The following is a 23,116-nucleotide window of genomic DNA, read 5'->3' on the forward strand; positions in this document are numbered from 1 at the left end:
GCTTCGCGACCTGCTTCGGACGGGAGTTCGCCAATTCGGAAGGCGAGCGCGGGACCTGCGCGGCCGGCTGCAGGCAAAGCCGGCGAGGAACAAAGCCCAATGCGCGCCGTTCCATCGGTTTGAGATCAAGGAGTGACGTCATGGGACTATTCTCAAAAGACATCAAGACGATGGATGACCTGCTGGTGCACGGCTTGCAGGACATCTATTATGCCGAGCAGCAGATCCTCAAGGCATTGCCGAAAATGATCGACAAGGCCACCAACCGGGATCTGGTCACGAGCCTCAAGAACCATCTCGAAGAGACGAACAAGCAGGTCGAGCGTCTCGAAAAGGCCTTCGAGAAACTCGGCAAGTCGCCAAGCGGCACGCAATGTCCCGCGATTGACGGCATCATCAAGGAAGCGGATGAGACGGCCGGCGAGATCGAAGACAAGGCCGTACTGGATACGGCGATCGTGGCCAACGCGCAGGCGGTCGAACATTACGAGATATGCCGCTACGGCACGCTGATCGCCTGGGCGGAAGAGCTCGGCCACGACGACATCGTGCGTTTCCTGACCACGAACCTGAACGAGGAGAAGGCGGCCAACACCAAGCTCAACACGGTTGCGCTGCGCAAGGGCGTCAACAAGAAGGCCTCCACCGCCGCCTGATCGCCGCCCACGGGTCTGGCGCATGATCTCGCCAGGCCCGGACCCGTATGCCGATGCCGAGATCGACGGTCGCGCCATGACCAATCTGACAAAACTGCCGAGCTGGGCCGACGACGACAACATCTTCGCCGTTGTCGAGACGCCGCGCGGAAGCTCGTGCAAGCTCGATTTCGATCCCAAGCTTGCTGTTTTTGCCTTGGCGAAGCCCCTAATGGCGGGTCTGACCTATCCTTACGATTGGGGCTTTATTCCCTCGACCAAGGCCGAGGACGGCGATCCGCTGGACGTGCTGATCCTGCATGATGCGCAGACCTATCCGGGCGTCGTGCTGCGCTGTCGCCCCGTCGGCATTCTCGAAGTCGAACAAAGAAGCAAAGGCAAGAAGGAGCGAAACGATCGTGTGTTTGCGGTGCCTGACCGGTCGCCGCTCGAAACGGATCTCAAGGATATCCGGAATCTCCCTGCCCACGCGCGCGACGATCTCGAACAGTTCTTTCGGGCGACGAATGCGCTGGAAAACAAGGAACTGAAATTTCTCGGATGGCATGGCCCGAACCGTACGGCCAAGACCATCAAGCGTCTGGCCCGTTAGTCGGCCCGGTCTTACTGCACACGGCGTGATATTTGAGGGCTCGTCCGCACCCTTTACCGGCTTCGCTTCCTTGGAAGCGGCGAGCGCCGCGCATAGTCGGCCGCCAACGCCTCGATTTTCGAAGCGGCTTCTCGTTCACTGATATAAGCAGCCAAACGTCGACATCGCGACGCCTCCTCAATCAAGCGGGTAATCAGTTTCCCCGCCAGACTACGCAGGAAGGCAATTGACCGGCCGTCAATCGTCGACGCTCCAGGTCGCAAGGATGCTGGCAACGGGAGTCACCTCGATCTGCAAGCTGAACCGCTTGCTGTAAAGATTGATGAGCGCATCGTGGCTTTCATCAGACGAGCTGCAGAGCGCGTCTTCGGCAAGGATAACACGGTACCCGATATCGACTGCAGCCAGCACCGTTGCGAGCACACAGACATCGGTCTCGCCGCCGGACACGATCAGCGTGTCCACCTGATGCTCATCCAGAAAGGCTTGCAGCCGGCTATTCGTGAATGCGCAGTAAGTTTGGCGGTCGATTACCGTAGCGGGCGGCACAAAGCGTGTCAGGGCCGGCATCAGCTCAAGCAACACCGGATCGACTTTGTCGCGTGTCACGCATTCCCATTTCTCATAATAGATTTTCCAGACGCCGCGCGCCTCGGCCTTGTTGCGGACCGGAATGAAGCGCGTGAAGACGGTACGTCGCGGCGTATGCGCAATCAGTCTGACCGCCTCGGGTAGCGCACTTTCCAGCCAGGGCGTTGCCCAGGGGGCACCCGGCGCGAATAACCTTTGCATGTCGATGCAGAGGTGGACGGCATGCGGACCGGGGGGTGCAAGAAGCTGGCCCATGACTAGGCCGAGCCCTGACGACCAAATCCCGTCAGTCGCCTTATGACGCGCTCGAGCACTGCACCGATCGCGAGACCCGCAAGCACATCACTTGCCCAGTGGGCCAGCAGGAGAATGCGTGTCGACACCAGGACGGCGCCGAGGCTCCACGCAAGATTGCGCTTGGCGGGCGGCAGGACCGCGGCGGCGGATGCGAGGGCACCGACATGCACGGCGTGCCCCGAGGGGAACGCATCCAGCGCGCGGCCGGAGAGCGGGATGCCATGCAGATGGCCGCGCACGGTGCACCGGTCCGGCCGCACCTGGTCAAAATGCGTTTTTAGAAGGTGTGGCAGCAGGACAGAGGCGAGCGACGTCAGCAACACATGAGCGCTTGCGTGCCGCTGTGGCAGTGGCTTGGCGCGACACCAGAGCCACCATCCGACGGCAACCGCGGTCAGAATATGCTCATCCGCTCCCCAGGTCAGCGCGCCCGAAATCCGCTCCGGCAGCGGACGGGTGTGTCGCGCAATCGCACGCGCAAGTTCGATATCGGAGGACAAAGGATGCACTCGTATCGTCATCGACTGCCTTCTCTCGCAGATGTCCTTACGCCCTGCAGCAATCTCCGTAAAAAAGCGATTGGAAAGCAGAGCAAGTCTTCCTGGTCTTTCAATCAACCGCCTCGAAAACCGTTCCCGGCGAGGAACGTGCGCCGGACGGTCGCGTTGGATACGAGGGACAGATCAATGGAGGAGAGTGCCATGGGCTTTGGACGGGGCGCATTGTTGTGGTTGCTGGGCATACCGCTGCCGATCATTCTGCTGCTCGCCATCTTCTGGCACCATTAAACCGGCGGCACAGATCAGGCGAGCCTCGGCGAAAGGACTGTCGAAGTGTCCTGAGCAACCGGCTGATGTAATATTCATGCGGTACCTCGCGCGTTCCGCATCAGGCGTTGCCCCAGGCCAATGAAGCCCTCATTGCTTCCTGACATTGCAGACGGGACGCTCAGCGCGCAGTCCCACCCCGAGGAGCACATGGCAAGGGCCGACGCCAAAAGCCGGATGGAAGTCTTTTGAAGCGGCTTGGACCCGGGCTGATCACTGGCGCATCGGATGACGATCCGTCTGGGATTGGCACTTACAGCCAAGCGGGCGCGCTCAGACGGCGTGACGTGATGGGCAAGCTCGTGGTCGAAGGCTGGCTGTGCTGGCTGTATTGGCTCGGCTGGGCGTCGACGGCGGCGATGGTTTTTTGCATCGTCGGCATGGCGGTCAGCATACTGATGCCAGGATCGTCCTAAAAACGGCAAGCAAGGAGGAATGGTGGACTACGCGCTGCGCTTTCTGATTGGCGGTTTGGTCGTCTCCCTGTTTGCGGTCGTAGGCGACGTGCTGCGGCCGCTGCGGCCCAAGAGCTTCGCGGGATTGTTTGGCGCCGCACCCTCCGTGGCTCTAGCAACGCTCGGCCTCGCCTTCTCAAAACACGGCGGCGACTATGTTGCGATCGAAGGCCGCTCGATGATCCTCGGTTCGATCGCGCTGGCGGCTTACAGCTTTGTTGTTTGTCAGTTGCTGATACGGGCCGAATGGTCGGCACTCAAGGCCACCCTCGCCGCTCTCGCGGTCTGGCTTGTAGCCGCGATAGGCCTCAAGCAATTTTTGATAGGCTGACCGCCATGGTTGTCCACTTCAAGTTCTCCGCACTCAAGCAGGGACGACCTTACGAATATGTCGTGCGTTTTGCATTGGGCGGGTTGGCAACCGTGGTGGCTGGCCTTGTCGCGGATGGGGCAGGCCCAGAGGCCGGCGGGCTGATGCTGGCCTTTCCCGCGATCTTCTGTGCCAGTGCGACTTTGATCGAAAAGCATGAGCGCGAGCGCAAGGAGAAAAACGGCCTGCGCGGGAAGCGACGCGGAAAGGCTGCCGCCGCACTTGATGCCGCCGGGGCCGGTTGGGGAAGTCTGGGCCTTGCCTGTTTCGCGCTCTTCATCTGGTGGCAGGGACGCGCTTTGCAGCCCGCGCTCTGCCTTGCGGCGGCTTCGCTCGTCTGGTTCGCGGTCGCCGTCCTCATGTGGCGTCTACGGCGCGAACTACTTTTCGGAAGTCCCTCCTAAAATTTAAGAGTCGTCCGCAAGCCGAACACGAAAGCATTCTTGAGTGGCGTTCCGGCTAGAGGTCCTGAAGGGTTTGTTGCTCCTCCACCGGGGTGAATGATGTACTGAAAATTGGGCTGCAGCGTCCAACCGTCCCGGATCTGGTACTGATAGACGGTTGTCAAAAGCGCCTCGAAGCTTCGGGTCGGCCAGTTGGGATTGACGAGAGCGCGATAATCAGCGTCGAGCGCTTGCGTGCGCTTTGAGACATGTGCATAGCCGGCCGCAATGCCGAACTTGTCGTCAGGCCGTGCATCGCTGAGACCGATAAACTCGATACCGGTGTCCGCATAAAGATCGATCAGGTTGCGGTCGGCAGGTGCGCCGGAGACACGGGTAAAAAAGCCAATGCCACGATCGTCACTTTTCCGCACGCGATAAAGCTTCTGTTCAAAAACCATCCAGCCACCAATGTCACCGGACAGCAGCAGGGGCTGGCCGCTGCTGGCGGGCGATGCCAGAGAAACGCCGTTGGATGCGAAACGCTGGTCGGAAAAGCTACCGAAATGACGCCAGGCGCCAAATTTGATTTGCCCGGCAGGGTTTTCATCGCCCTTTTTGTTGTTCCAGGCGTACTGGATCTGTCCGAGCAGCAGGGGTGGATCGTTGATGCGGAAGTTCACGCCGTAGCGGTTACGCTCCTGTGGATCGCCCGGCCCGGGACCGGCCTGATCGCCGTCGAATATGCCGCCGAGGACGGACAGTTGGTCGGTGACATTTACGAGCAGCCTCGCACCCATGGCCGCCAATGGAGGCGACGGACCGCCGCTGGGCAAATCAAGCGAGGTCATTGCCGGCCACCCCATCGAGGCATTGGTTAAGACATCAGTGTATTTGGTGTTGAAGAACTCGCTGTCGGCCGCCAGCTGGCCAAACTTCAGCGAGACTTTCTTGTTGCCCCACTGCTTCTCGAAGTAAGCCTCATACAACCGGGTCGAGGGCAGAGCTTCGATGCCGCTAACGACGAAGAAGTTCTGCAGATTGCTGCGCGACAGGCCGTCGCCGTGAATCTGGAACATGTTGGCGTGGAAGGTGAGCTTGTCGATGCCGGCGAGCTTCTGGAGGTCGATATCGACGGCAAGGTTCAACCGACCTTCGTAGACCACTCCCTGTTTCAGCCCGCCGGTCGTATTGCCAAGGCCTTCCCCGATGTAGGTCGCGGCAAACTTGACACCGTATTTCTGAAGAGGGTTCGGCAATAAGCCGAGAGCCTTTTCCTCGACGGTGCTCTCGCCCGTGTCGGGATCCGCCGGCTTGTCGTCATCCGTCTTTTTGTCGTCTTGTGCGAAGACATTCCCGGCTGCCATAAGGCACGCGGCAATCAGCGTCAGACTGCAGAGGTGACGGATTTGAACTAATGCCGACACTTGGTAAGCCCAGCCAAGGAGACCCTTTTCGAGGATGGCCATGTTCGAAGGCTGGTTTCAAGTCGCCCGATGCTGATTCGCCAACGGATGTTTTGTGCGTCGCGGGGCCCTCCAAAGGAACTCCTGTTCCAAAAGTGCGTTTCATAACGCTTTGCGCAGCCTCGGGAGACCGAGGCGGCAAGGACGTCAGGCGACATGCCGCGGCGCGGGAGGGACGAGGCCAATGAACATCCAAAATCGAGCGCCGTCCGGCCGTGACGATCTGGAGCCATTGGCCCTCGTCGATGCACGTCTTGCCGCAACCTACGAGCATGTTGGCGCCGGCATCGTTGAAGTGGACCAGAATGGCCGCATGTTGCGGGTCAATCAGCAGCTCTGCGAACTCACAGGCTATTCGGCTGCCCAACTGCTCGGCCGAACAATTTTCGGGGAGACGCATCCGGAAGATGTGTCGGAGGATCGCGATCAATTCCAGCGCCAGCTCGCGGGCGAGTTCGAGCGTTACAGCATCGAAAAGCGCATCGCCCGCAAGGATGGCGGCCATTTCTGGGCCCAGGTGACGTCGTCGAGCGTTCGCGACGCTGACGGGCGCTTTCTTTATGCGGTTCGCGTTCAGCACGACATCACCGATCGCAAGCGGGCTGAAGAGGCACTCGCACGTCGCATGGAAGAACAGGCGGCGCTGTTTGCCTTTTCGGAGCGATTGCAGCACTGCACCTCGTCCAACGATTGTTACGAGGCCTCGCTTGATGCCATCACGCGGGCCCTGGCTTGCGAACGGGCATCAATCCTCCTGTTTGACGAGGCCCAGATCATGCGGTTTACGGCGTGGCGCGGTCTTTCACACGGCTACCGGCAGGCGGTCGAAGGGCATTCGCCTTGGACGCCGGACGCGCACGATCCGCAACCCATCGGCATCGAGGATGTCGCGAAAGCCGATCTGCCGGACGCGCTGAAACGGACCATTCTTGAGGAAGGCATTCAAGCAGCCGCCTTTATTCCCATTCTGCAGGATGGCCGCCTCGCCGGCAAATTCATGGCTTATCACAGGCTTCCTCATTCCTTTAGCGAGGCCGAGATCGATGTCGCGCTGGTCCTTGCGCGACTGTTGGGCTTCGGCCTTGCCCGCCTCGCCAGCGAGGAAGCGCGGCGAGTGGCTGAACGCGATGCGCGGCAGCTCGCGGCGATTGTCGAGTCTTCCGACGATGCGATCGTCAGCAAAAATATCGCCGGAATTATCCAGACTTGGAACGAAGGCGCTGAACGGCTGTTCGGGTATCGCAAGGAGGAGGTGATCGGGCGGTCGATCATGCTGCTGATACCCAAAGATCGCGAGGGTGAAGAGGCCGACATTCTCGCTCGGATCAGGCGTGGCGAACCCATTCACCACTATGAAACCGTGCGCCGTCGCAAGGATGGACGCATGGTCGATATCTCGCTGACAATATCGCCGATACGGGATCGCAACGGTCGCATTGTGGGGGCCTCGAAAATCGCACGCGATATCACCGGACGGAAACTCGCGGAAGAGCGCCTCCGGGACAACGAACGGCGATTGCAGGAGCTGCTCGCGGCGATACCGGCGGCAATCTATACAACAGACGCGGCCGGCAGGATCACTTACTTCAATCAGGCGGCGGTCGAGCTCGCAGGCCGCACGCCGGAGCTCGGCACCGATGAATGGTGTGTCACCTGGAAACTTTACTGGCCGGACGGAACACCGTTGCCGCACGACCAGTGTCCGATGGCCATTGCCTTGAAGGAAGGCCGATCTGTACGGGGCGTCGAAGCGGTTGCCGAGAAACCGGACGGGACGCGAGTTCCCTTCATCCCGTTCCCGACCCCCTTGCGCGATGCCTTCGGAAACGTCACCGGCGCCATCAACATGCTGGTGGATTTGAGCGAGCGCAAGCAGGCCGAGACACAGCAGCGGCTGCTGCTGAACGAGCTCAATCACCGTACCAAGAACAACATGCAGGTGCTGCAAGGTCTATTGCAGGGTGCTGCGAGGAGCGCATGCAGTGAGGAAGCGCGTCAGGTTCTCGAGGAAGCCTCCCGCCGCATCGCCGCGATGGCCGCGGCTCAACGCGTGCTTTATGGCACGACGGATGCGACCCGCTTCTCCGCCGAGCAGTTTCTCGGAGCGGTGGTGGAAACGGTACAGCAGACATTGCCAAACAACGTGAGGATTGAGCGGTCTCCGGCGACGGGCGTGCTGTCCAACGATATCGCCATGCCGCTCGCTCTCATCCTCAACGAACTGCTGACGAACGCTGCTAAGCACGGCATCAAGGATCCGGACCGGAATGGCATCCGCGTGACGCTGAACGAACGGGATGGAGAATACGAGCTGGAGGTGGACGATGACGGCCCTGGTTTTGAGTTGAGCGCCGTTCAACAGAACTCCTCAGGCTTACGTCTTGTGCAGGGTTTAGCCCGCCAGCTGCGCGGGGAATTCAAGGTGACACGCGCGCCTTCGCGCGCTCGCCTGCGCTTCGCGACGACCAGCTCATGACGCCTTCGGAATCCGAGAAACAGGGCAACGCGTCCACGTCTGGCGAGGCCGGTGATCAGCCGGTTACTTCGGAGACCGGGAACGTAGCGAAAGCGGCGCAGCAAAGGCCCGCGATCCTTATTGTCGAGGATGATTTCCTGATTGCGATGGAGGCAGAGAGCGCGTTGATCGCGGCCGGATTTCAGATCAGCGGCATAGCCGCCACGGCCGAGGAAGCCATTTCGCTTGCACGGACGCATAAACCCGCGATCGCCATTATGGATATCCGCTTGGCTGGCCGTCGCGACGGCATTGACGCCGCCGGCGATCTCTACCGCGAAGTCGGCGTGCGCTGCGTGTTTGCAACGGCCCATGACGATCAGCAGACGCGAGCGAGAGCCACGCCATTTTTGCCTCTCGGCTGGCTGTCCAAGCCCTACACCATGATGTCGCTAATCAATCAGGTTCGGGAAGCCATCGCGAAATCGAGTTCAAGGTGATATCTCTGCGGCGTCTGCCTCCGCGGGAGCGCAACCGGCGATCTCATCACCGATGGAAGTCGCGGGCCGGGCGTTGATGGTTAACTAACGCACGCATTCCGGCTCGAGTTCCGTCCACTTGTGCGCTGCAACTCAGAACAGGCCATAGCCAAATTCATTGGAATAGTTGTGAGGTTGATCCTGCGAGGGACAATAGCCGCTTCTTGCACCTTCATGTGGCGTGATCGCTATAGGCCAGTCGTCATAGCGAGGTCATTCGCACCGAAGCTGTCGCTCCAATCCCACGTCCCGATCTGAACGATATAAGCAGCGCTGTGTTTTGCGCGCTCGACGCTCCGTCACCCGCGAGCCTGCTGTCCCCTCGACATGTTTTCTGAATCTTGCTTGCGGTCCGGATGAGGACCTAGAGCGAACATTCCTCCGCGTCCGGCGGCGTGAATTTTGGTGTGCAGTGCAGCCCCTAGCCGCGCCTGAGGCGGGCTGCCGATGTTCGCCCTGACTTCGAGCGGGGCAACCAGCAGCGTGCCATCATGGGATATCGAAACACGCAATGATCAAGGGTTGGAAAATGGTTGCTTCAGGTCGATTGTATCGAACCTGCGGCACGGCACGCATCTGTAAGCGTAGACCGCTGGGAGGTTTGCAATCTCTGGCAAGCAAGCGAGATAACTCATGGGGCGCCTGCAGCCTCTTCAAATGAGGATAGGCGGATTGTCCTGCTTGCTGCTCCTCATCACCCCAACGCTCGCGATCGTAAGCAAGATAGGTTTGAGCGAAAGATGCGTACAGTCGCGGTGAGTACGGAGACCTATCGAAATTCGGCAAAAGACCCGCCTTGTCCTCGGTCCAACCGCGTCGCTTGCTTCTTGCCGAGCCGAAAGCTGGCAAAAAACGGCCCCAGCTTTTTGGCGGCGGCTGGGGCCGTTGGGATTTACTCCGGCCCGCAGGGGGGACTTGGAGCGGGAGCACAGCACCAATCCGGTCGCTCGCCACTGGTTCCTGAATGAGGTGATGGGCCAAGTAAAAGGCCGCCAATCGAGGCGCCCTCAATGCAGCCTGCCGGTCAGCTTCTTGATGATCTCGCGAAGGTCGTTTGCGTATTCCTCGATGATCCGGCGCGCCTCTTCCATGCGCGAAAGCTGAGGCTTTGGCGCATCCTTCTCCAGACGGGGCGGGTCTGTCGGACTCATGCAGCAGGGTGGGCCGAAGCCAGGGAGGATCGTTGACTTGTGTCAAGATGTTGCGAGGCCGAGCTATATTGCCAACGACGGCCCTGCCTCGTGGCTTTTGGGGTGTAGGAGGCCGGGGGCGGTGGAGATGCTTGGACCTTGGGCAAGGCCAAGGTCCAGAGCCTAGGAAAATTCGGCAATCAGCTCTGTTCACTTCCGCACGTTGGCTATACGGTTCCCCTCAGGGAGCGGAGTAGCTGAGATGAAAGACATGCAGGCTCAGTTGGAAAAGCTCCGCACGGATGCGGCCGAGTGCGCGCTGATCCGAGATCTGGCGACCGATCCCAAGAAGCGAGATCTGTTCACAAGGCTGGCCGATCATCTGACGGTTCTCGCCTCAGAAGTTGAACGCGAAATCGCGGATAGTCTGAAGCGCACCTGATGAAGGCGGGCTGGGGGCGGCCGTTCGAGGATCCGATCGAGGTTGACGGCCGCAACCTAGCGACGCTGCGGGATGCCGGCGAATAAATCGCCCGTTGCCGAAGAAGGAACACGACGCGTCGGAGTGGCGTGCGGCCATGGAAGACCCTGCTTTTGGTCGTCGAGCGCGGCGGCCCACGCTGTTCGCGCGGATCGGCATCATGCGGGCGATGAACCGACACTATGTCTCGCAGTTCAACCCGAAGGGAAAAGAGCCGCATTGGGGCCGGCGCAAGCTGAAGAGGGATCAATGACCGTCTTCGTCTACGTGAACACCGCCAAGCAGGTCGGCGACGTCGACCACGTCAAGGTCTTCTCCACGGTCGACGCCGCGGAAACGTGGTTCGAGGAGAACGATCCCGAGGGCGTGGCGTTCGAGTACGACGTTATAGGCCCGTCAGCGTGAATAGCAGCATGAAGGCGCTTCAGTTGGCGGCCAATGCTCACTGGCCGTAAGACTGGCGCGGTTTCACAATTGCGTTCGCAGGAACCAATGAAGGCGGGGAGATTTCATAACCCGGGCAGGAGTATGTTTTTTGGAATCCCGCAATTGTCATCCCCCATTGAAACACTCGTTTCCGTTTATGTGCGCTTGAAAAACCGCCACGCGCTGGAGAGTATGAGGGAACTTCGGCGCCAATTGCTGGACAAGCTCAAGCTGGCGTCCAGCACCAACCCGCGCACCGCCTTGAAGCACGTCACCGATGATCTTCGAGTGATCGAAGATGGACTGGAGCGACTCGGCACGCGCACGGACTAGATGCCGCCGACGTCCGCCCAAATGCTTCGGAACGTTCATCGGCGCGGTTGCTTGGGGAGCCATGACGAGCTCCATCATTCTCATTCCGGGCATGCTCAAGGCGCTAAGGCTGGCGCGCGTCTACGGCTTTTTGGTGCAGCGCGGAGGCGGCGTCCATTACCCGGGCGGCAGCCAACCGGCATGCTCGACGGGATTGGCGCAGAAGATGGTTGAAGGTGGCTGGCTGGTGAAGCACGGCGAGCGCTATGAGCCGACCGAGCAGGGTCGCAGAGTGGCAGAATGAGCCGAGCCGCTGCTCATAGGAACCAGCCAGCAGTTAAAGGATTGGACTTGCTCGTCCGGTCCGCCATCGGCGCGAGGACCTTGGCGGCCCGGCCCCTCGTCCCCCCGCAGGCCCGCAGGCCGGGGCTCCTCCTCATCTCAGTGGCCAAATCGCGACTGGTCGCTTCCGGAACGGCCATAGCACTGGAGCGTTTCGGTTTCATGCCGCGATATTATTTCGACATCGAGAGCGGACAGCCATACCGCGACGAGATCGGCGAGTACTTGCTAGATGATCAGGCGGCTTGGCGCACTGCTCTGAGGCGGTCGCGCGAGATCGAGGACAGGCTCGCGCCCGGCGGGACATGGCGCCTTCAAGTCAGTACCGACCGGCAGGCTCCCCTCTTCAAGATCGAGATCAAGACCGAACGGGTTGAGACAACTTCGCAGTCCCCCGATCCGTAAAATCCGCCAAGGGAGAGGGTTTGTGTTGTTGCGTGGAGTCCGTCAATGGCGGCTGTAATGAAAGAAGCCGCCCACTGAGGCGGCCCTTACGTTGGCGCGGAACTGGAGTTGAGAAGCTGAGCAACAGCGGCAGGATGCTGTTGGGCACGCCGTTGGCGGACCATTGATCGGCCGCCGCGCCGGTCATGTAAATGACGGGGATGTCAGGATTTAGCTCTCTGGCGCGGTGCCCGACTTCCCATCCGTTGAGTGTGCCAAGCAGATGTATATCCGTGACGAGGGCTCATACTTGCTCGTGTCGCCTCTCAAACGGGTTACCGCCTCCTCCCCTATTGTTGTGGCCTCGGTTTCAAAGCCACCCTCGGACAGTGCGTCCGTCACCAACTCGCGGACTAGTTGATCGTCTTCCACGATCAAGATGACCACTACTGCGCCTTGCACTGCTCGTCTCCCCACACCCGGTGTGGGCAAGGAACAGTAGAGCGGCTGCCACTTTTCCCGGTGCCCTTCCCCCAAGGGCGACCCCGATTGGCCCCAGCTTCACCCCCATTGGCCCCAGAGCTGGGGCCGTTTTTGTTAGACGCTCATTCCAACAGGCAAAATTAGCCCACGCAAAATTCAAATTTAAGCCATTGAGGTCGCTGTTGCGCCTCACAGCACACTTGAGTGCTTGTAAGCTTGTAATGTTTCCATTCGGAACGGCCCGCAGGGCTCGCCGTTGTCGTGCACAATCATCAAGGAGGATCACGATTATGGATCGCGAACACGTGAAAGGCGCGGCTGACAAGGCAAAGGGCGCAATTAAGGAAGGCGCCGGTAAGCTCACTGGCGATAAGAGCATGGAGGCTGAAGGCAAGATGGATAAGGCCAAGGGCTCCGCACATAACGCGGCCGGTGACGTAAAGGATGCCGTGCGCGATGCGGCTGATGCTGCAAAGAGGTAGGCAAACTAGAAACTGAACTCGCCGCCTTCGGGCGGCTTTCTTCTGCTCTGTTCCTGGCATTCGCCCGACACTGTCTGTGGCCAGCGGCGTCATTGCTATCTTTGAGTTGGAGTTGTGTATGCGTCAGTCGCCCAATGCGCCAATGGCTGGTTTCGCGTTGCTCGCATGGACCATGCCGCCCTCTGCCGATGCCGCGCATGTCGCAGGTACCAGCCGACATCGATGCTAGCCCAACGCACTCGCAAACATTCGCTTCCGTATGGCGCGCTGCTTGAGCAAAAGCTCGGCGGTCCATTTATTCGCCTCGACAGGCCGCACCGAGCTTCCTTTAGGAGCGACTGATGGCCATCAACAAACCTACCGGCGACAACGCTCGCAAGGGCGCAATGAAGAAGCGTACGCAGCTCAACAATGCGCTGACGAAGACCTCGACCAAGCGCAACAAAAAGGGCGGCCAGTTCATGGCCGTGAAGAAGAGCGCAAAGAAGTTCAAGGGGGTGCGCAAGGAGAAGTAATAGGCCGGTTCATCGTCTTGAGCGCGACGCTAGTTATGGTGTTTCTAGAGCGTATCCGGCGTGCGTCGAGGAGAGCTTTTGTCCTCGTTGATCAATTCCTGCTCGGCCAAGCCCCAGAACCAGTGAATCGAGCCGATGATCGATTCATGCACGAATTCATCGCCGACCTTCAGCTTGCCTTTGGCGGCGAGCTGCGCCATGCGCGCTGAGGTGCCGGTGCCGCATGGCGAGCGGTCGATGGCTTTCTCGCCGTAAAAGACGGCGTTGCTTTGGACGACGAATGGGAGTTCTCCGCCCCCAAAAAAGTACGAAAACGGCCAAGTTTCTGGCCTGTCTCCGGCTCCAAGTACGAGATGATTTCGGTAGGGTGGCCGGAGAGAGAGAGAGAGAGAGAGAGAGAGAGAGAGAGTACTGGAACCGAACTTGCTCCGAGCCCCCCGATCAGGTCCTGTCGGTCCTCGACCAAAGGTCGGCTATCAATTTCGGGCAGCCCACCGCCACGGCGCCAAGTAGCCCGAGACGACCACCCACCCCGGCTTCCAACGACGGCGCGGGATTGCGCCTGCTCAGCCCTGAGGTTGGTGGCGGACGACAGATCACCGCTTTCTTTCTAACCTACATGAGCTTACTTCTTCCCATAAGTGTTCACGTCGATGCCCAGATTGGCAGGACCGAAGGAGTCCGGCAGCAACTCGGAAGCCGAAGACACTTTGCATTTGCTGAGATCGCCATTGCAACTGATGACTCGAATATCTATGGCAGATGCTTGGCTCGCCTCGAGGATAATCTGGCGACAGCGACCGCACGGAGCGACGATGTCGATGCCCCTAGCCGGATCGTCCGATGGGTATCCTACCACGGCGATGGCGTTGATATTGAAATCGCCGGCTGAATTCGCCGCAGTCACGGCAGAAACTTCAGCACAAATCCCGATGCCGTACGAAGCGTTTTCCAGGTTCGCACCAACGTGGACTCCACGCTCGGTGCGCACAGCAGCCCCAACAGAAAATTTCGAATAGGGCGCGTACGCGTTCCGCGCGACCTTGGCTGCTTCGCGGCAAAGATGCTGGTCCGACGGCTCGAGCGCCGAAACAGGGACAATACGATGAACGGAAGGTCTTTCTGGGTCGCTCATCGATTTGCTAGCTTCCGATTGTGCGTCTTATGAAATCAGGGAAATGAATGATTAGCAGAACGGATATACTTCCTACTAGCCACCACGCCGATTGGTAGGCTGCCTCTCGTAGGCAGAGCACGCGACGCAGCATCTCGAGTTCTTTCTCAAACGCGTTCGTGGCGGCGCCAGACAGCACACAATTTAGGCGCCGCGGGAAATCCTGACAACTTGAACAGAGCTGGCGTTTTGGTCAGGATCCAACTTGACAAAGGTCAACGTTCTGGTGAGGTTTTTGTAAATCCGCCGCAACGGCAACGCCACGGGATGGCGGATGGTGGTTTCGGTCAAGCGCGCGCAAATGGGATCCCCACGGATTGGCCTCACGATCTGCCTCCGGAGTGGCGTGCGGCGAGGTAGAGTTCGGCTTTGGCAATGCCGCACCTTACGCTCGTCCGATCCGACGGCGCCGCCCCGAATCCGGGCGGACTACTTGCAGACCGAACTTGACCGGCGTTCGATGATCGACGGCATCGGCATAGCGCGCGAGTTCATCGCGCAAAAGGCGTTCGATCGAGACCATTCTGGCTCAGGACGTGATAGTCACCAACCCGGCGCGTTTTTCACCGGTCACGGGCATGGCGCGGGCCTGACCGTCGCGCCGTTGCGCGCTGTTTTCCGGCGCGCGCCGACCGGGGCGCGCCATTATGCAGGGAGAGTACGGTGAGCAAGTCTTTCGATCTGTCGAAAAGTCAATTGAACGACCCTTCGCGCCGCGATGTCCTTAAGGGCGGCGCGGGGGTGCTCGGCCTGATGGCGGCGCTCGCGCCGTTCGAAGCGCAGGCCGCGGGCGACCTCGTCGCGCTCGTCCACACGCAGGCGGCCGGCGACAACGGCCCAGTCGACTCTATGATAGCCAAGCTCCAGCAGCTCGCCAAGGAAAAGGGTTTTGCGACGCGCATCGTCTACGCCTCGGATCCCGCCACTTACGAGACGATCTTCCGCACGCTCGGCGACGCCGGTGCCTCGGTCGTCGTCTCGACCTTCAACGAGGTCGGCGAGCCGATCAAGGCGCTCGCGCCGACCTATCCCAAGACCAAATGGATTCAGCTGTTCGGCGACCCCATCGCGCCGCCTTTGCCCAATGTGGCGACCGTATCCTATGACTATTACCTCGGCTGCTATCTCTCCGGGCTGTTCGGCGCGCTGATCTCCAAGACCGGCAAGCTCGGCTATATCGGCGGCATTTCATTGCCGCCGCTCAACGCGGATGTCAACGCGATCAAGGCCGGCGCGACGTCCGTCAACGCCGCGGCGACGCTGAACGCCGCCTTCGCCGGCTCCTTCCAGGACCCGGCGAAGGGCCAGGAAATCGCCACCCAGATGTACCAGGGAGGTGTCGACTATATTCAGACGGACTCGGCAGCGACCGACGCGGGCATCATCGCTGCGGCGAACGAAGGCGCGGGCCGCCTGGTGGGAGCCATTTCTCCGGCGCAATACAAGCTCGGGCCCAAGACCGTCGTCACGCTCGTGGAGCTCGACTTTGGCCAGTCGCTCCGTAACGAGGTCTTGCGCACCCTCGACGCGGGCTGGACCGGCGGTCACGTCGCCACGGGGCTCGGCACAGGAGTGATCGACTTCGTCTTGTCGCCTGTATTTCTAGAGCAAGGCCCACCCGACATCGTCGCCAAGGCGAAGGCGGCCTGGCCACAGATCGAGAAGGCCAAATCCGCCATCCTCGCCGGCTCGCTGAAAGTGCCGTTCAACACCACTTTGTAATCCAGGACGCTCAAGGACTCGACAGGGATCGCGGACCCATGACGGACATGCAGGAGCCCGCTCTCGAGTGCCGAAGCGTCTCCGTCACGTTCGGCCCCGTCACTGCGCTGTCGCAGGTGAGCCTCCGCTTCGAAGCCGGCCGGGTCCACGCCGTGGTGGGGCAGAACGGCGCGGGTAAGACCACCTTCGCCAGGGTCGTGGCCGGTCTGATCCGGCCGCAATCCGGCGAGGTGCTCGTCCAGGGGAGGCCGGTGGCTGCGGGCAGCGTGAAGGGCGCGCGTGCGGCGGGCGTCGAACTCGTGCACCAGAGCTTCGCCCTGCCGCCGAGTTTCACGATCTGCGAGGCAATGGAGTTCGGCGCACAGAGGAATCGCTCCGCCTTCACGCGTAGCCAGCTCGAGCGACGATGGAACGGCCATCTCGCCTCGCTCGACATTTCCGTGGACAAGCGCCGCCGGATTCGCGACCTGCCGGTGGAAACGCAGCAGGGCGTGGAAATCGCGCGCGCCTTGGTGACCGACGCGCGCGTGCTGATCCTGGACGAACCGACAGCGGTTCTGTCGCCGTCCGGCGCAGAAAAATTGTTCGATCGCATTCGCACGCTCAATGCGCGCGGTGTGACCGTCATCCTCATCCTGCATAAGATTCGCGAGGTTCTGGCGATCGCCGACACCGTGACCGTGCTGCGAGGCGGCAAGCTGATCGCGGCAACGATGCCGGTCGGAGAGACGGATTCCGCTCAGCTCGCGGAAAAGATCATCGGCTCGGCAAGCGCGCAAACGCTTTCGCCGGCCGACACCAAGGCGCTCGTCGGTGCGGAGAGCGGCGTGGTCGAGCCGGGCCACGCCGCGGTCGTCGCCGCTCCCATGCTCGAATTGCGAAATGTCGCGACGCGCGGCGACAATGAAGGACCCGCGCTGCGCGACGTCTCGCTCGTCATCCGCCCCGGCGAGATCGTCGGCGTCGCAGGCGTCGAAGGCAACGGCCAGCGGACGCTGGTGAGAGCCATCGCCGGGCTGGTCGAGGCGACGCAAGGCGAAATCAAGCTAGACGGAGCGGCGGTGATGGGCGTGGCACTTGGCGATCGCAGGAACCGGGGACTGCGCATCATCCCATTCGAGCGCAACACCGAGGGCCTCAGCCTTTCGAGCGCGCTGTGGGAGAACTGGTCGGCGCGCCAGCTTCTGCGCTCGCCTCTATTCCAGTTCATCAATCCGCATCGCATCCGGCGCGACAGCGAGGCCGCCTTCAAGGCGTGGGAGGTGCGATATGCATCAACAGGACAGAGAGCGGGTTCGCTCTCCGGCGGCAACGCCCAGAAGGTGATCCTCGCGCGCGAGATCGACGACGAGGCGCGGCTGATCCTCGCCGCCCAACCGACACGCGGGCTCGACATCGGTGCGACCGCCTTCGTCTGGCGCTCGCTGCGCGCTGCGCGCGACCGAGGGTGCGCTGTCCTGTTGGTCTCGTCGGATCTCGACGAATTGTTCGACATCAGCGACCGCATCGTGGTGATGCTGTCAGGCGGCGTGGCTGGAGAATTCTCAGCCCCCTACGACATCGCGCGAGTCGGCGCGACCATGACAGAGGCGCGCCCATGACGGCGAGATTGACGGCGAGATTGATTCCCTTCGTCAGAGCGCTGGTCTTCATCGTCGCTGCGCTGGCTCTTTGCGGCGTCATTTTCCAGTTTGCCGGATACTCCGCGTTCTCGATGTTTCAGAACATCGTCGATGGCGCTTTCCTGAGGCCGGGCGCGTCCCTGCAGAGCTTGCGCTGGGCGTTACCCTTGTTCATCACTTCGGTCGGTGTCTCCATCTCGTTCCGGTGCGGCTATTTCAACATCGGCGCGCAGGGACAGTTCTACATCGGAGCGATATGCGCCACGTTCATGGCGACTTGGCTGAACGATGCGCCGGCCTTCGTTCTGACCCCGCTCTGCTTCCTCGCGGGCATGGCCGGCGGTGCGCTCTGGGCGTTCTGGCCGGGCTGGCTGCGCCTGCGATCGGGGACCGACGAAGTCATCACCACGCTGATGGGCAACTTCATCGCTGGGCTCATTCTCGTGTATGTGACGACCGGACCGCTGAAGGACCCGTCAGGTAGCGGCCAGCAATCCTCGAGCCGTCCATTGAAGGCAGCCTATCGGATCAGCGATTCGCTGGGTGTTTCGCCCGTCATCGTCGTCATCGCGCTGGTCGTCGGCGTCGCCATGTGGCTGCTGGTCAATCGCACCGCGTTCGGCGTGCTCGCGAGCCTCGCCGGCCGCAATCCGACGATGGTGAAATGGCAGGGCGCGCGGGTATGGCACCTCGGACTTGCCAGCTTCCTCATCAGCGGCGCGCTGGCGGGCCTATCCGGGGTCATCGAGGTCTTCGGTCCCAATGGCCGGCTGGTTGGCGGGTTCCTGCCCACGCACGGCTTTACCGCGATCCTCATCGCCCTCGTCGCCAGTCTGTCCATCGTCGGCATCGGCTTCGTCAGCCTGTTCTTCGGCGGTCTCGCATCCGCCGCGCTTTATTTGCCGATCATGGCGGGCCTGCCGGCGGCGGCGATCGACATCGTCAACGCGGCGATCGCTCTGTTCATCACCGCCAAGTCCGAATGGGTCGACCGCCTGCTTCGGCTCGGGAACGCGCCCTCATGAACGATATCATCATCGCCATCCTGCGCTCGGGTACGCCACTCGTCTACGTCACGCTGGCGGGCGTGCTCGCACAGCGCTCCGGCGTCTGGCACCTGGGCCTTGAAGGCGTGATGATCATCGGCGCATGCGCCACCATTCTCGGCATAGTCGCCACGGGATCGTTCGCCCTGGCGATGCTGATCGCTTGCCTCGCCTGCGTGATCACCTCGGCGCTGCTGTGGTTCGTGATCGAGAGGCTGAAGGCCAGCCCAATCATCGCCGGGCTCGGATTGACGGGGCTCGGCATCGGGGGCACGGCGCTCGCGATCCAGTCGATCTTCGGCAGCCAGGCCGCTGTCACCGCCCCGTTCGGCGTGCCCAGGCTGGGGCCCGCGTTCGGCCCTTACGGCATCCTGTCCGTCTTCGTCCTGGCAATGCCCTTCGTCGTCTTTGCGCTCTGGGCACTATTGCGGCGCACACGGTTCGGCCTTCAGCTCGCAGCGGCGGGCGAGCATCCTTTCGCAGCGCGCAGCGTGGGCGTGAGCCCTTCGGCGATGCGCCTCATTGCGCTCGTGGGCGGCGGCGTCCTGTGCACGGTGGGCGGGGCGGAGCTTGCGGCGGGGAGCCTGCAGATCTTCGCGCAGAACATGACCGCTGGTCGCGGTTTCATGGCGTTCGCAGCGGTAGTGTTCGGGGCCGGGCATCCCATCGGTTCGGTCCTCGCCGCGCTCTTCTTCAGCGTCGTCGGCGCGGTCGGCATCCGCGCGCAACTGGTCTTCGGCGACGCAGTGCCGCACGACCTGCTGCTGGCGCTTCCCTATTTGGCGACAGTCTTTGGCGTTTGGCTCAGCGGCCAGCTGCGCGGCGGCGCCAAAGCAGCGGCAGACTTCGCCGAACTGCGTGACTATTGAGGACGACACAGGATGGAATTTGCACAACGGCACGCCATCACCGACACCTGCATTCTGGTGCGCGATCTCGAGGCCTCGATCGCGTTCTACCGGGACAAGCTTGGCTTCGCGCTTCAGCACCGCGCGCCGGGCTTCGCCGACTTTACCGGCGCCGGCCATACGCTTGCGCTATGGGAACGCACGCATATCGCCGCCAATACCGGCGTTCCAGTCGACCTCGACGCGTCAGCCGGCCTCCTGATTGCCGTCAGGCTGCCGGACGCGGCGTCGCTCGATGCTGTATATGCGGAGCTTTGCGTAAAAGACGTCGCCTTCATTCGGCCGCCCGCCAATTATCCCTGGAACGCGCGATGTGTGTATTTTGCGGGTCCGGATGGTGAGCTGTGGGAGCTCTACACCTGGCTTGCCGGCGGCGCGCCCGGCATGATCGCGCCCGACGCTGCGCCACGACAATGAGGGAGGCGCTCCATGGCGCGCAAGATCATTATCGATACCGATCCCGGCCAGGACGACGCCGTGGCGATCCTGATGGCTCTTGGCTCGCCTGAAGAGCTCGACGTGCAGGGACTAGTGACCGTGGCGGGCAACGTGCCGCTCTCGCGCACGACCGACAATGCGCGAAAGATCCTGGAGCTCGCGCAGCGCGCCGACGTGCCGCTTCATGCCGGATGCGCGCGTCCCATGCGCCGAAAGCCGGTCACCGCGGAACATGTGCATGGTCCAACCGGGCTCGACGGCCCGTCGCTGCCGGCGCCGACGATGGAGGTCCGTGAGCAGCACGGCGTGCTTTTCATCGTCGACGCGCTGCGAGCGGCGAAGCCGGGCGAGATCACGCTGGTGACGCTCGGGCCGCTCACCAACATCGCCATGGCGATGGTCCTCGCGCCCGATATCGTCGAGCGCATCGCGGAAATCGTGATGATGTTCGGTGCGTATTCGGAAGGTGGCAACATCACGCCGGTGGCCGAGTTCAACAGCTACGTCGACCCGGAGGCCGCGGACGTCGTCCTGAGCAGCGGCGTCAAGATCACGATGGTTCCGCTCGACGTGACGCATCAGTGCCTGAGCACCAGATCGCGTCTTACGGCCTTTCGCGACATCGGCAACGCCTGCGGCATCGCGACGCGCGAGATGCTGACCTTCTCGGAGGGGTTCGACATCAAGAAATACGGCTGGGACGGCGCGCCGCTCCATGATCCCTGTGTGATCGCCTATCTGCTGGCGTCAAAACTGTTCGGCGGCAAACAGGTGAACGTCGGCGTGCAGACCGGCGACGGGCCCACGGCGGGCATGTGCATCGTCGACTGGTGGCGCGTGACAGAGAAGCCTGCCAACGTCCTGTTCCTTCGCGAGGTCGATGTGCCGGGGTTCTACAAGCTCCTCACCGAGCGGCTTGCGCGCCTACCCTGATCGTTCCCGTCCGCCTCGAACTGATCCGACCTGGGGAGACTTGTCATGACAGCAACAGCCTATCTGGCGGGGCCTGACGTGTTTCTTCCGAACGCGGTCGAGCATGCCGCACGGAAGGTGGAGATATGCCGGCGATTCGGCTTGCAGGGTCTCCCGCCGCTCAATCAGGATATCGAGACGGCCGCCAAGGCGCTGGATGTCTGGCAATCCATTTACGAGAAGGACATTGCGATGATGGAACGATGCGACATCATCATCGCCAACCTCACGCCATTCGGAGGTGCATCCGCCGATGCGGGTACCCTGATCGAGGTCGGCTGGTTTCTCGGAAGGGGTAAGCCCATCTTTGGTTACTCGAATTTTTCCGGGAGCTTCGAGCAGCGGATGCGGAGGCAGCTTGGCGACGGCTGCGCGAACCTCGGCATCGAAGGTTTCCATCTGCCGGACAATCTGATGATCGTCGGCGCCGTCTCCAGCGGCGGATGCCCGATTTTTGTTCCCAGGGACAGCGAAGCGCGCGGCATCGATGCGCTGGACGTGTTCGAGGCCTGCGCAGCCGCCGCGGCGCACGCTGTTGCCGATCGGAAGGAGCGCTGACGAAGTGCTTGCGGTCCTGCAGCGGTCCGCCGAGATCGTCGCTTCGAACGGCCGGATACAACGCAGAGGCAGTGCGGCGGAGAGAGTGTCAGTCAATCCCCATTGAAAGATCAAGCGTTTTCGACCTTCCTAGGCCAAAACCCACCATTCGAGCTACGGCCGAAAAATGGGTTTCGCCTTCCACCGATGGCCCGTCATCGGCAAAAATGCCGGTAAGCAACCGGCGAAAAGTAAGTTGCCCCCACACCGGTCAACCTGAGCACCGCCCAGTCTTCTGAACCGCCCTATCTTAGCAACGGGCAAGCACTGGCGGACGCTGGAAACGCTTCATCTCCCGGCAAGGTCTGAAGGAGTTTGTAGTCGTCCCAAGCGCCCTTCGAATCCGTCCTTCTCTTTACCTCAAACAGATGGAAGTCGCGAACCGCCCGTCCATCGGCGCGCAGGCGGACGTCCCTCGAATACATGTCGTTGATTGGGGCCGCCTTCATGGCCATGGCTACAGGGATTCCGTCGGTCTTACCAACTTGCTCGACCGCCTTCAGATAGTGAAGCACTGAGCTGTAAACCGCCGCCTGGAGCATGTTCGGTGCTGCGCCTGTGCGCTCTTTGAAACGTTTGGTCCACGCTCGCGTCGCGTCATTCATGTCCCAGTAGAACGATTCCGAGACGACCACGCCGTGTGCAAACTCGAGGCCCAGCGCTTCGATGTCGTTGAGCATGGCAAGTAGACCAGCCACCTTGATCGCATTGGGCCCCGATGTAAGACCAAATTCAGCGGCCTGCTTGAGTGAAGTGACGGCATCAGCGCCGGCGTTGGCCAGCACGATGACATCAGGCTTGGCTCCTTGAGCCTGCAAAAGAAACGAGGAGAAGTCCGCAGTATTGATTGGGTGTTTCACGGAGCCGACGACGGATCCACCGTTCGCTTCGATGATCTTGGTCGCGTCCGCCTCCAATGCGCGGCCAGCGGCAGCGTCGAGAGTCAGAAAGAAGAAGCGCTTACCGCCGGACTTCATCAGGGACTTGATGCTGGTTGCAACCATCGCATGCGTGTCCCAGGCCCAGCTCGAGATCGTCTCGGCGCACAGCTTGCCGGTCACGTCGGGCGATATGACGCCGGAGAATGCAACGATCTTGTTGCGCGATTTCGCTATTTCCAGGATTGCCAGAGCAACTGAGGAGCCGGCCCCATCGAAAATGGCATCCACCCCCTCGTTGTCGTACCACTTTCGGGCGATGCTTGCGCCGATGTCGGGCTTTTGCATGTGGTCAGCAACGACGAGTTCGACTGGCTTGCCGAGCGCCTTGCCGCCGAAGTCCTCGATCGCGAGTTCTGCCGCGGCGACTGCCCCCTTGCCGGTTATCGCCGCATAGGGGCCGTTCATATCTGTCAAGATACCGATTTTGACACGATCATCTGCGGCTTGGACGTGCGCCAACATAGAGAATGTCGCAAGCGCGATTGACGACAGCAGAACGCGTATTTGCAT

At 61.3% G+C, this 23,116-nt stretch carries 29 protein-coding genes and 1 pseudogene; 23 read left to right on the top strand and 7 right to left on the bottom strand.

Annotation, left to right across the window (positions count from 1 at the left end; genetic code table 11):
- Positions 1 to 140 precede the first annotated feature (140 nt).
- Both V1280_RS22130 and V1280_RS22135 read left to right on the top strand, forming a co-directional pair.
- Positions 141 to 656: a YciE/YciF ferroxidase family protein gene (locus V1280_RS22130; protein ID WP_334528786.1), complete on the top strand. Its 516-nt coding sequence runs from the start codon at positions 141 to 143 to the stop codon at positions 654 to 656.
- Between the two features lie 22 nt (positions 657 to 678).
- A complete protein-coding gene (locus V1280_RS22135) occupies positions 679 to 1,248 on the top strand; it encodes an inorganic diphosphatase (protein WP_334528789.1) in 570 nt (189 codons plus the stop codon).
- A gap of 237 nt (positions 1,249 to 1,485) precedes the next feature.
- Here the strand turns inward: V1280_RS22135 and V1280_RS22140 are convergent, their stop codons facing one another.
- Both V1280_RS22140 and V1280_RS22145 read right to left on the bottom strand, forming a co-directional pair.
- Entirely contained in the window at positions 1,486 to 2,094 is a 609-nt protein-coding gene (locus tag V1280_RS22140) for a cysteine hydrolase (RefSeq protein ID WP_334528792.1), read from the bottom strand.
- A gap of 2 nt (positions 2,095 to 2,096) precedes the next feature.
- Complete coding sequence (locus tag V1280_RS22145; RefSeq protein ID WP_334528795.1) at positions 2,097 to 2,657, bottom strand: phosphatase PAP2 family protein; 561 nt, start codon at positions 2,655 to 2,657, stop codon at positions 2,097 to 2,099.
- Between the two features lie 596 nt (positions 2,658 to 3,253).
- On the opposite strand from V1280_RS22145, the gene V1280_RS22150 reads away from it, so the two are divergent.
- Genes V1280_RS22150 through V1280_RS22160 form a run of 3 tightly spaced genes read left to right on the top strand, consistent with a single transcriptional unit; the run spans position 3,254 to position 4,192 of the window.
- Positions 3,254 to 3,379, top strand: a complete 126-nt coding sequence (locus V1280_RS22150; RefSeq protein ID WP_334528798.1) for a hypothetical protein — start codon at positions 3,254 to 3,256, stop codon at positions 3,377 to 3,379.
- Between the two features lie 19 nt (positions 3,380 to 3,398).
- A complete protein-coding gene (locus tag V1280_RS22155) occupies positions 3,399 to 3,749 on the top strand; it encodes a DUF3147 family protein (RefSeq protein ID WP_334528800.1) in 351 nt (116 codons plus the stop codon).
- A 5-nt stretch (positions 3,750 to 3,754) separates the two neighbouring features.
- Complete coding sequence (locus V1280_RS22160; protein ID WP_334528803.1) at positions 3,755 to 4,192, top strand: DUF3147 family protein; 438 nt, start codon at positions 3,755 to 3,757, stop codon at positions 4,190 to 4,192.
- Here V1280_RS22160 and V1280_RS22165 read toward each other — a convergent pair.
- Positions 4,189 to 5,538, bottom strand: coding sequence for a carbohydrate porin (locus V1280_RS22165; protein ID WP_334538382.1), 1,350 nt, complete (start codon positions 5,536 to 5,538; stop codon positions 4,189 to 4,191). The genes V1280_RS22160 and V1280_RS22165 overlap by 4 nt on opposite strands.
- Positions 5,539 to 5,821: 283 nt before the next feature.
- On the opposite strand from V1280_RS22165, the gene V1280_RS22170 reads away from it, so the two are divergent.
- Both V1280_RS22170 and V1280_RS22175 read left to right on the top strand, forming a co-directional pair.
- On the top strand, positions 5,822 to 8,113 hold the full coding sequence (locus tag V1280_RS22170) for a PAS domain S-box protein (RefSeq protein WP_334528805.1): 2,292 nt from the start codon (positions 5,822 to 5,824) through the stop codon (positions 8,111 to 8,113).
- Positions 8,110 to 8,592, top strand: coding sequence for a response regulator (locus tag V1280_RS22175; protein WP_334528808.1), 483 nt, complete (start codon positions 8,110 to 8,112; stop codon positions 8,590 to 8,592). The genes V1280_RS22170 and V1280_RS22175 overlap by 4 nt, the downstream gene beginning before the upstream one ends.
- A 1,046-nt stretch (positions 8,593 to 9,638) precedes the next feature.
- Here the strand turns inward: V1280_RS22175 and V1280_RS22180 are convergent.
- Positions 9,639 to 9,782, bottom strand: coding sequence for a hypothetical protein (locus V1280_RS22180; protein ID WP_334528811.1), 144 nt, complete (start codon positions 9,780 to 9,782; stop codon positions 9,639 to 9,641).
- Between the two features lie 241 nt (positions 9,783 to 10,023).
- Here V1280_RS22180 and V1280_RS22185 point away from each other — a divergent pair, with 241 nt between their 5' ends.
- The 8 genes from V1280_RS22185 (at position 10,024) to V1280_RS22220 (ending at position 13,186) form a co-directional block, all read left to right on the top strand.
- A complete protein-coding gene (locus V1280_RS22185) occupies positions 10,024 to 10,203 on the top strand; it encodes a hypothetical protein (RefSeq protein ID WP_334528814.1) in 180 nt (59 codons plus the stop codon).
- A gap of 94 nt (positions 10,204 to 10,297) precedes the next feature.
- Positions 10,298 to 10,495, top strand: coding sequence for a hypothetical protein (locus V1280_RS22190; protein WP_334528816.1), 198 nt, complete (start codon positions 10,298 to 10,300; stop codon positions 10,493 to 10,495).
- Entirely contained in the window at positions 10,492 to 10,647 is a 156-nt protein-coding gene (locus V1280_RS22195) for a hypothetical protein (protein WP_334528819.1), read from the top strand. The genes V1280_RS22190 and V1280_RS22195 overlap by 4 nt, the downstream gene beginning before the upstream one ends.
- Positions 10,648 to 10,770: 123 nt before the next feature.
- Positions 10,771 to 11,001: a hypothetical protein gene (locus tag V1280_RS22200; protein ID WP_334528822.1), complete on the top strand. Its 231-nt coding sequence runs from the start codon at positions 10,771 to 10,773 to the stop codon at positions 10,999 to 11,001.
- 61 nt (positions 11,002 to 11,062) lie between these two features.
- Positions 11,063 to 11,284 carry a hypothetical protein gene (locus tag V1280_RS22205; protein WP_334528825.1) on the top strand — a complete coding sequence of 74 codons (222 nt, stop codon included), beginning with the start codon at positions 11,063 to 11,065 and terminating at the stop codon, positions 11,282 to 11,284.
- Between the two features lie 200 nt (positions 11,285 to 11,484).
- On the top strand, positions 11,485 to 11,727 hold the full coding sequence (locus V1280_RS22210; protein WP_334528828.1) for a DUF6894 family protein: 243 nt from the start codon (positions 11,485 to 11,487) through the stop codon (positions 11,725 to 11,727).
- Positions 11,728 to 12,479: 752 nt separating this feature from the next.
- Positions 12,480 to 12,671 carry a CsbD family protein gene (locus V1280_RS22215; protein WP_334528831.1) on the top strand — a complete coding sequence of 64 codons (192 nt, stop codon included), beginning with the start codon at positions 12,480 to 12,482 and terminating at the stop codon, positions 12,669 to 12,671.
- A 341-nt stretch (positions 12,672 to 13,012) separates the two neighbouring features.
- Entirely contained in the window at positions 13,013 to 13,186 is a 174-nt protein-coding gene (locus V1280_RS22220) for a hypothetical protein (RefSeq protein ID WP_334528833.1), read from the top strand.
- Between the two features lie 125 nt (positions 13,187 to 13,311).
- On the opposite strand, the pseudogene V1280_RS22225 reads toward V1280_RS22220, so the two are convergent.
- Together V1280_RS22225 and V1280_RS22230 are read right to left on the bottom strand one after the other, a co-directional pair.
- Positions 13,312 to 13,452 (bottom strand): annotated as a pseudogene (locus tag V1280_RS22225) (proline racemase family protein); the annotation flags it as partial.
- A 359-nt stretch (positions 13,453 to 13,811) separates the two neighbouring features.
- On the bottom strand, positions 13,812 to 14,321 hold the full coding sequence (locus V1280_RS22230; RefSeq protein ID WP_334528836.1) for a cytidine deaminase: 510 nt from the start codon (positions 14,319 to 14,321) through the stop codon (positions 13,812 to 13,814).
- A gap of 340 nt (positions 14,322 to 14,661) precedes the next feature.
- Here V1280_RS22230 and V1280_RS22235 point away from each other — a divergent pair, with 340 nt between their 5' ends.
- From V1280_RS22235 to V1280_RS22270, 8 genes are read left to right on the top strand one after another with little or no spacing between them, the layout of a single operon-like run.
- Positions 14,662 to 15,027 carry a GMC oxidoreductase gene (locus V1280_RS22235; RefSeq protein ID WP_334538383.1) on the top strand — a complete coding sequence of 122 codons (366 nt, stop codon included), beginning with the start codon at positions 14,662 to 14,664 and terminating at the stop codon, positions 15,025 to 15,027.
- Positions 15,024 to 16,082 carry a BMP family ABC transporter substrate-binding protein gene (locus V1280_RS22240; protein WP_334528839.1) on the top strand — a complete coding sequence of 353 codons (1,059 nt, stop codon included), beginning with the start codon at positions 15,024 to 15,026 and terminating at the stop codon, positions 16,080 to 16,082. The genes V1280_RS22235 and V1280_RS22240 overlap by 4 nt, the downstream gene beginning before the upstream one ends.
- A gap of 38 nt (positions 16,083 to 16,120) precedes the next feature.
- Entirely contained in the window at positions 16,121 to 17,683 is a 1,563-nt protein-coding gene (locus tag V1280_RS22245) for an ABC transporter ATP-binding protein (protein ID WP_334528842.1), read from the top strand.
- Complete coding sequence (locus tag V1280_RS22250; protein ID WP_334528845.1) at positions 17,680 to 18,729, top strand: ABC transporter permease; 1,050 nt, start codon at positions 17,680 to 17,682, stop codon at positions 18,727 to 18,729. Before V1280_RS22245 ends, V1280_RS22250 begins: the two co-directional genes overlap by 4 nt.
- Positions 18,726 to 19,619, top strand: coding sequence for an ABC transporter permease (locus V1280_RS22255; protein WP_334528847.1), 894 nt, complete (start codon positions 18,726 to 18,728; stop codon positions 19,617 to 19,619). The genes V1280_RS22250 and V1280_RS22255 overlap by 4 nt, the downstream gene beginning before the upstream one ends.
- 12 nt (positions 19,620 to 19,631) lie before the next feature.
- Positions 19,632 to 20,075: a VOC family protein gene (locus V1280_RS22260; protein ID WP_334528850.1), complete on the top strand. Its 444-nt coding sequence runs from the start codon at positions 19,632 to 19,634 to the stop codon at positions 20,073 to 20,075.
- Between the two features lie 12 nt (positions 20,076 to 20,087).
- The gene (locus V1280_RS22265; protein WP_334528853.1) at positions 20,088 to 21,029 is read left to right on the top strand and encodes a nucleoside hydrolase; all 942 of its coding nucleotides are present in this window, start codon (positions 20,088 to 20,090) and stop codon (positions 21,027 to 21,029) included.
- Positions 21,030 to 21,074: 45 nt separating this feature from the next.
- The gene (locus tag V1280_RS22270; protein ID WP_334528855.1) at positions 21,075 to 21,626 is read left to right on the top strand and encodes a nucleoside 2-deoxyribosyltransferase; all 552 of its coding nucleotides are present in this window, start codon (positions 21,075 to 21,077) and stop codon (positions 21,624 to 21,626) included.
- 284 nt (positions 21,627 to 21,910) lie between these two features.
- Here the strand turns inward: V1280_RS22270 and V1280_RS22275 are convergent, their stop codons facing one another.
- The gene (locus V1280_RS22275) at positions 21,911 to 23,116 is read right to left on the bottom strand and encodes an ABC transporter substrate-binding protein (protein WP_334528858.1); all 1,206 of its coding nucleotides are present in this window, start codon (positions 23,114 to 23,116) and stop codon (positions 21,911 to 21,913) included.

The organism is Bradyrhizobium sp. AZCC 2230, assembly GCF_036924495.1.
In the GTDB taxonomy this organism is placed as follows: domain Bacteria; phylum Pseudomonadota; class Alphaproteobacteria; order Rhizobiales; family Xanthobacteraceae; genus Bradyrhizobium; species Bradyrhizobium rifense.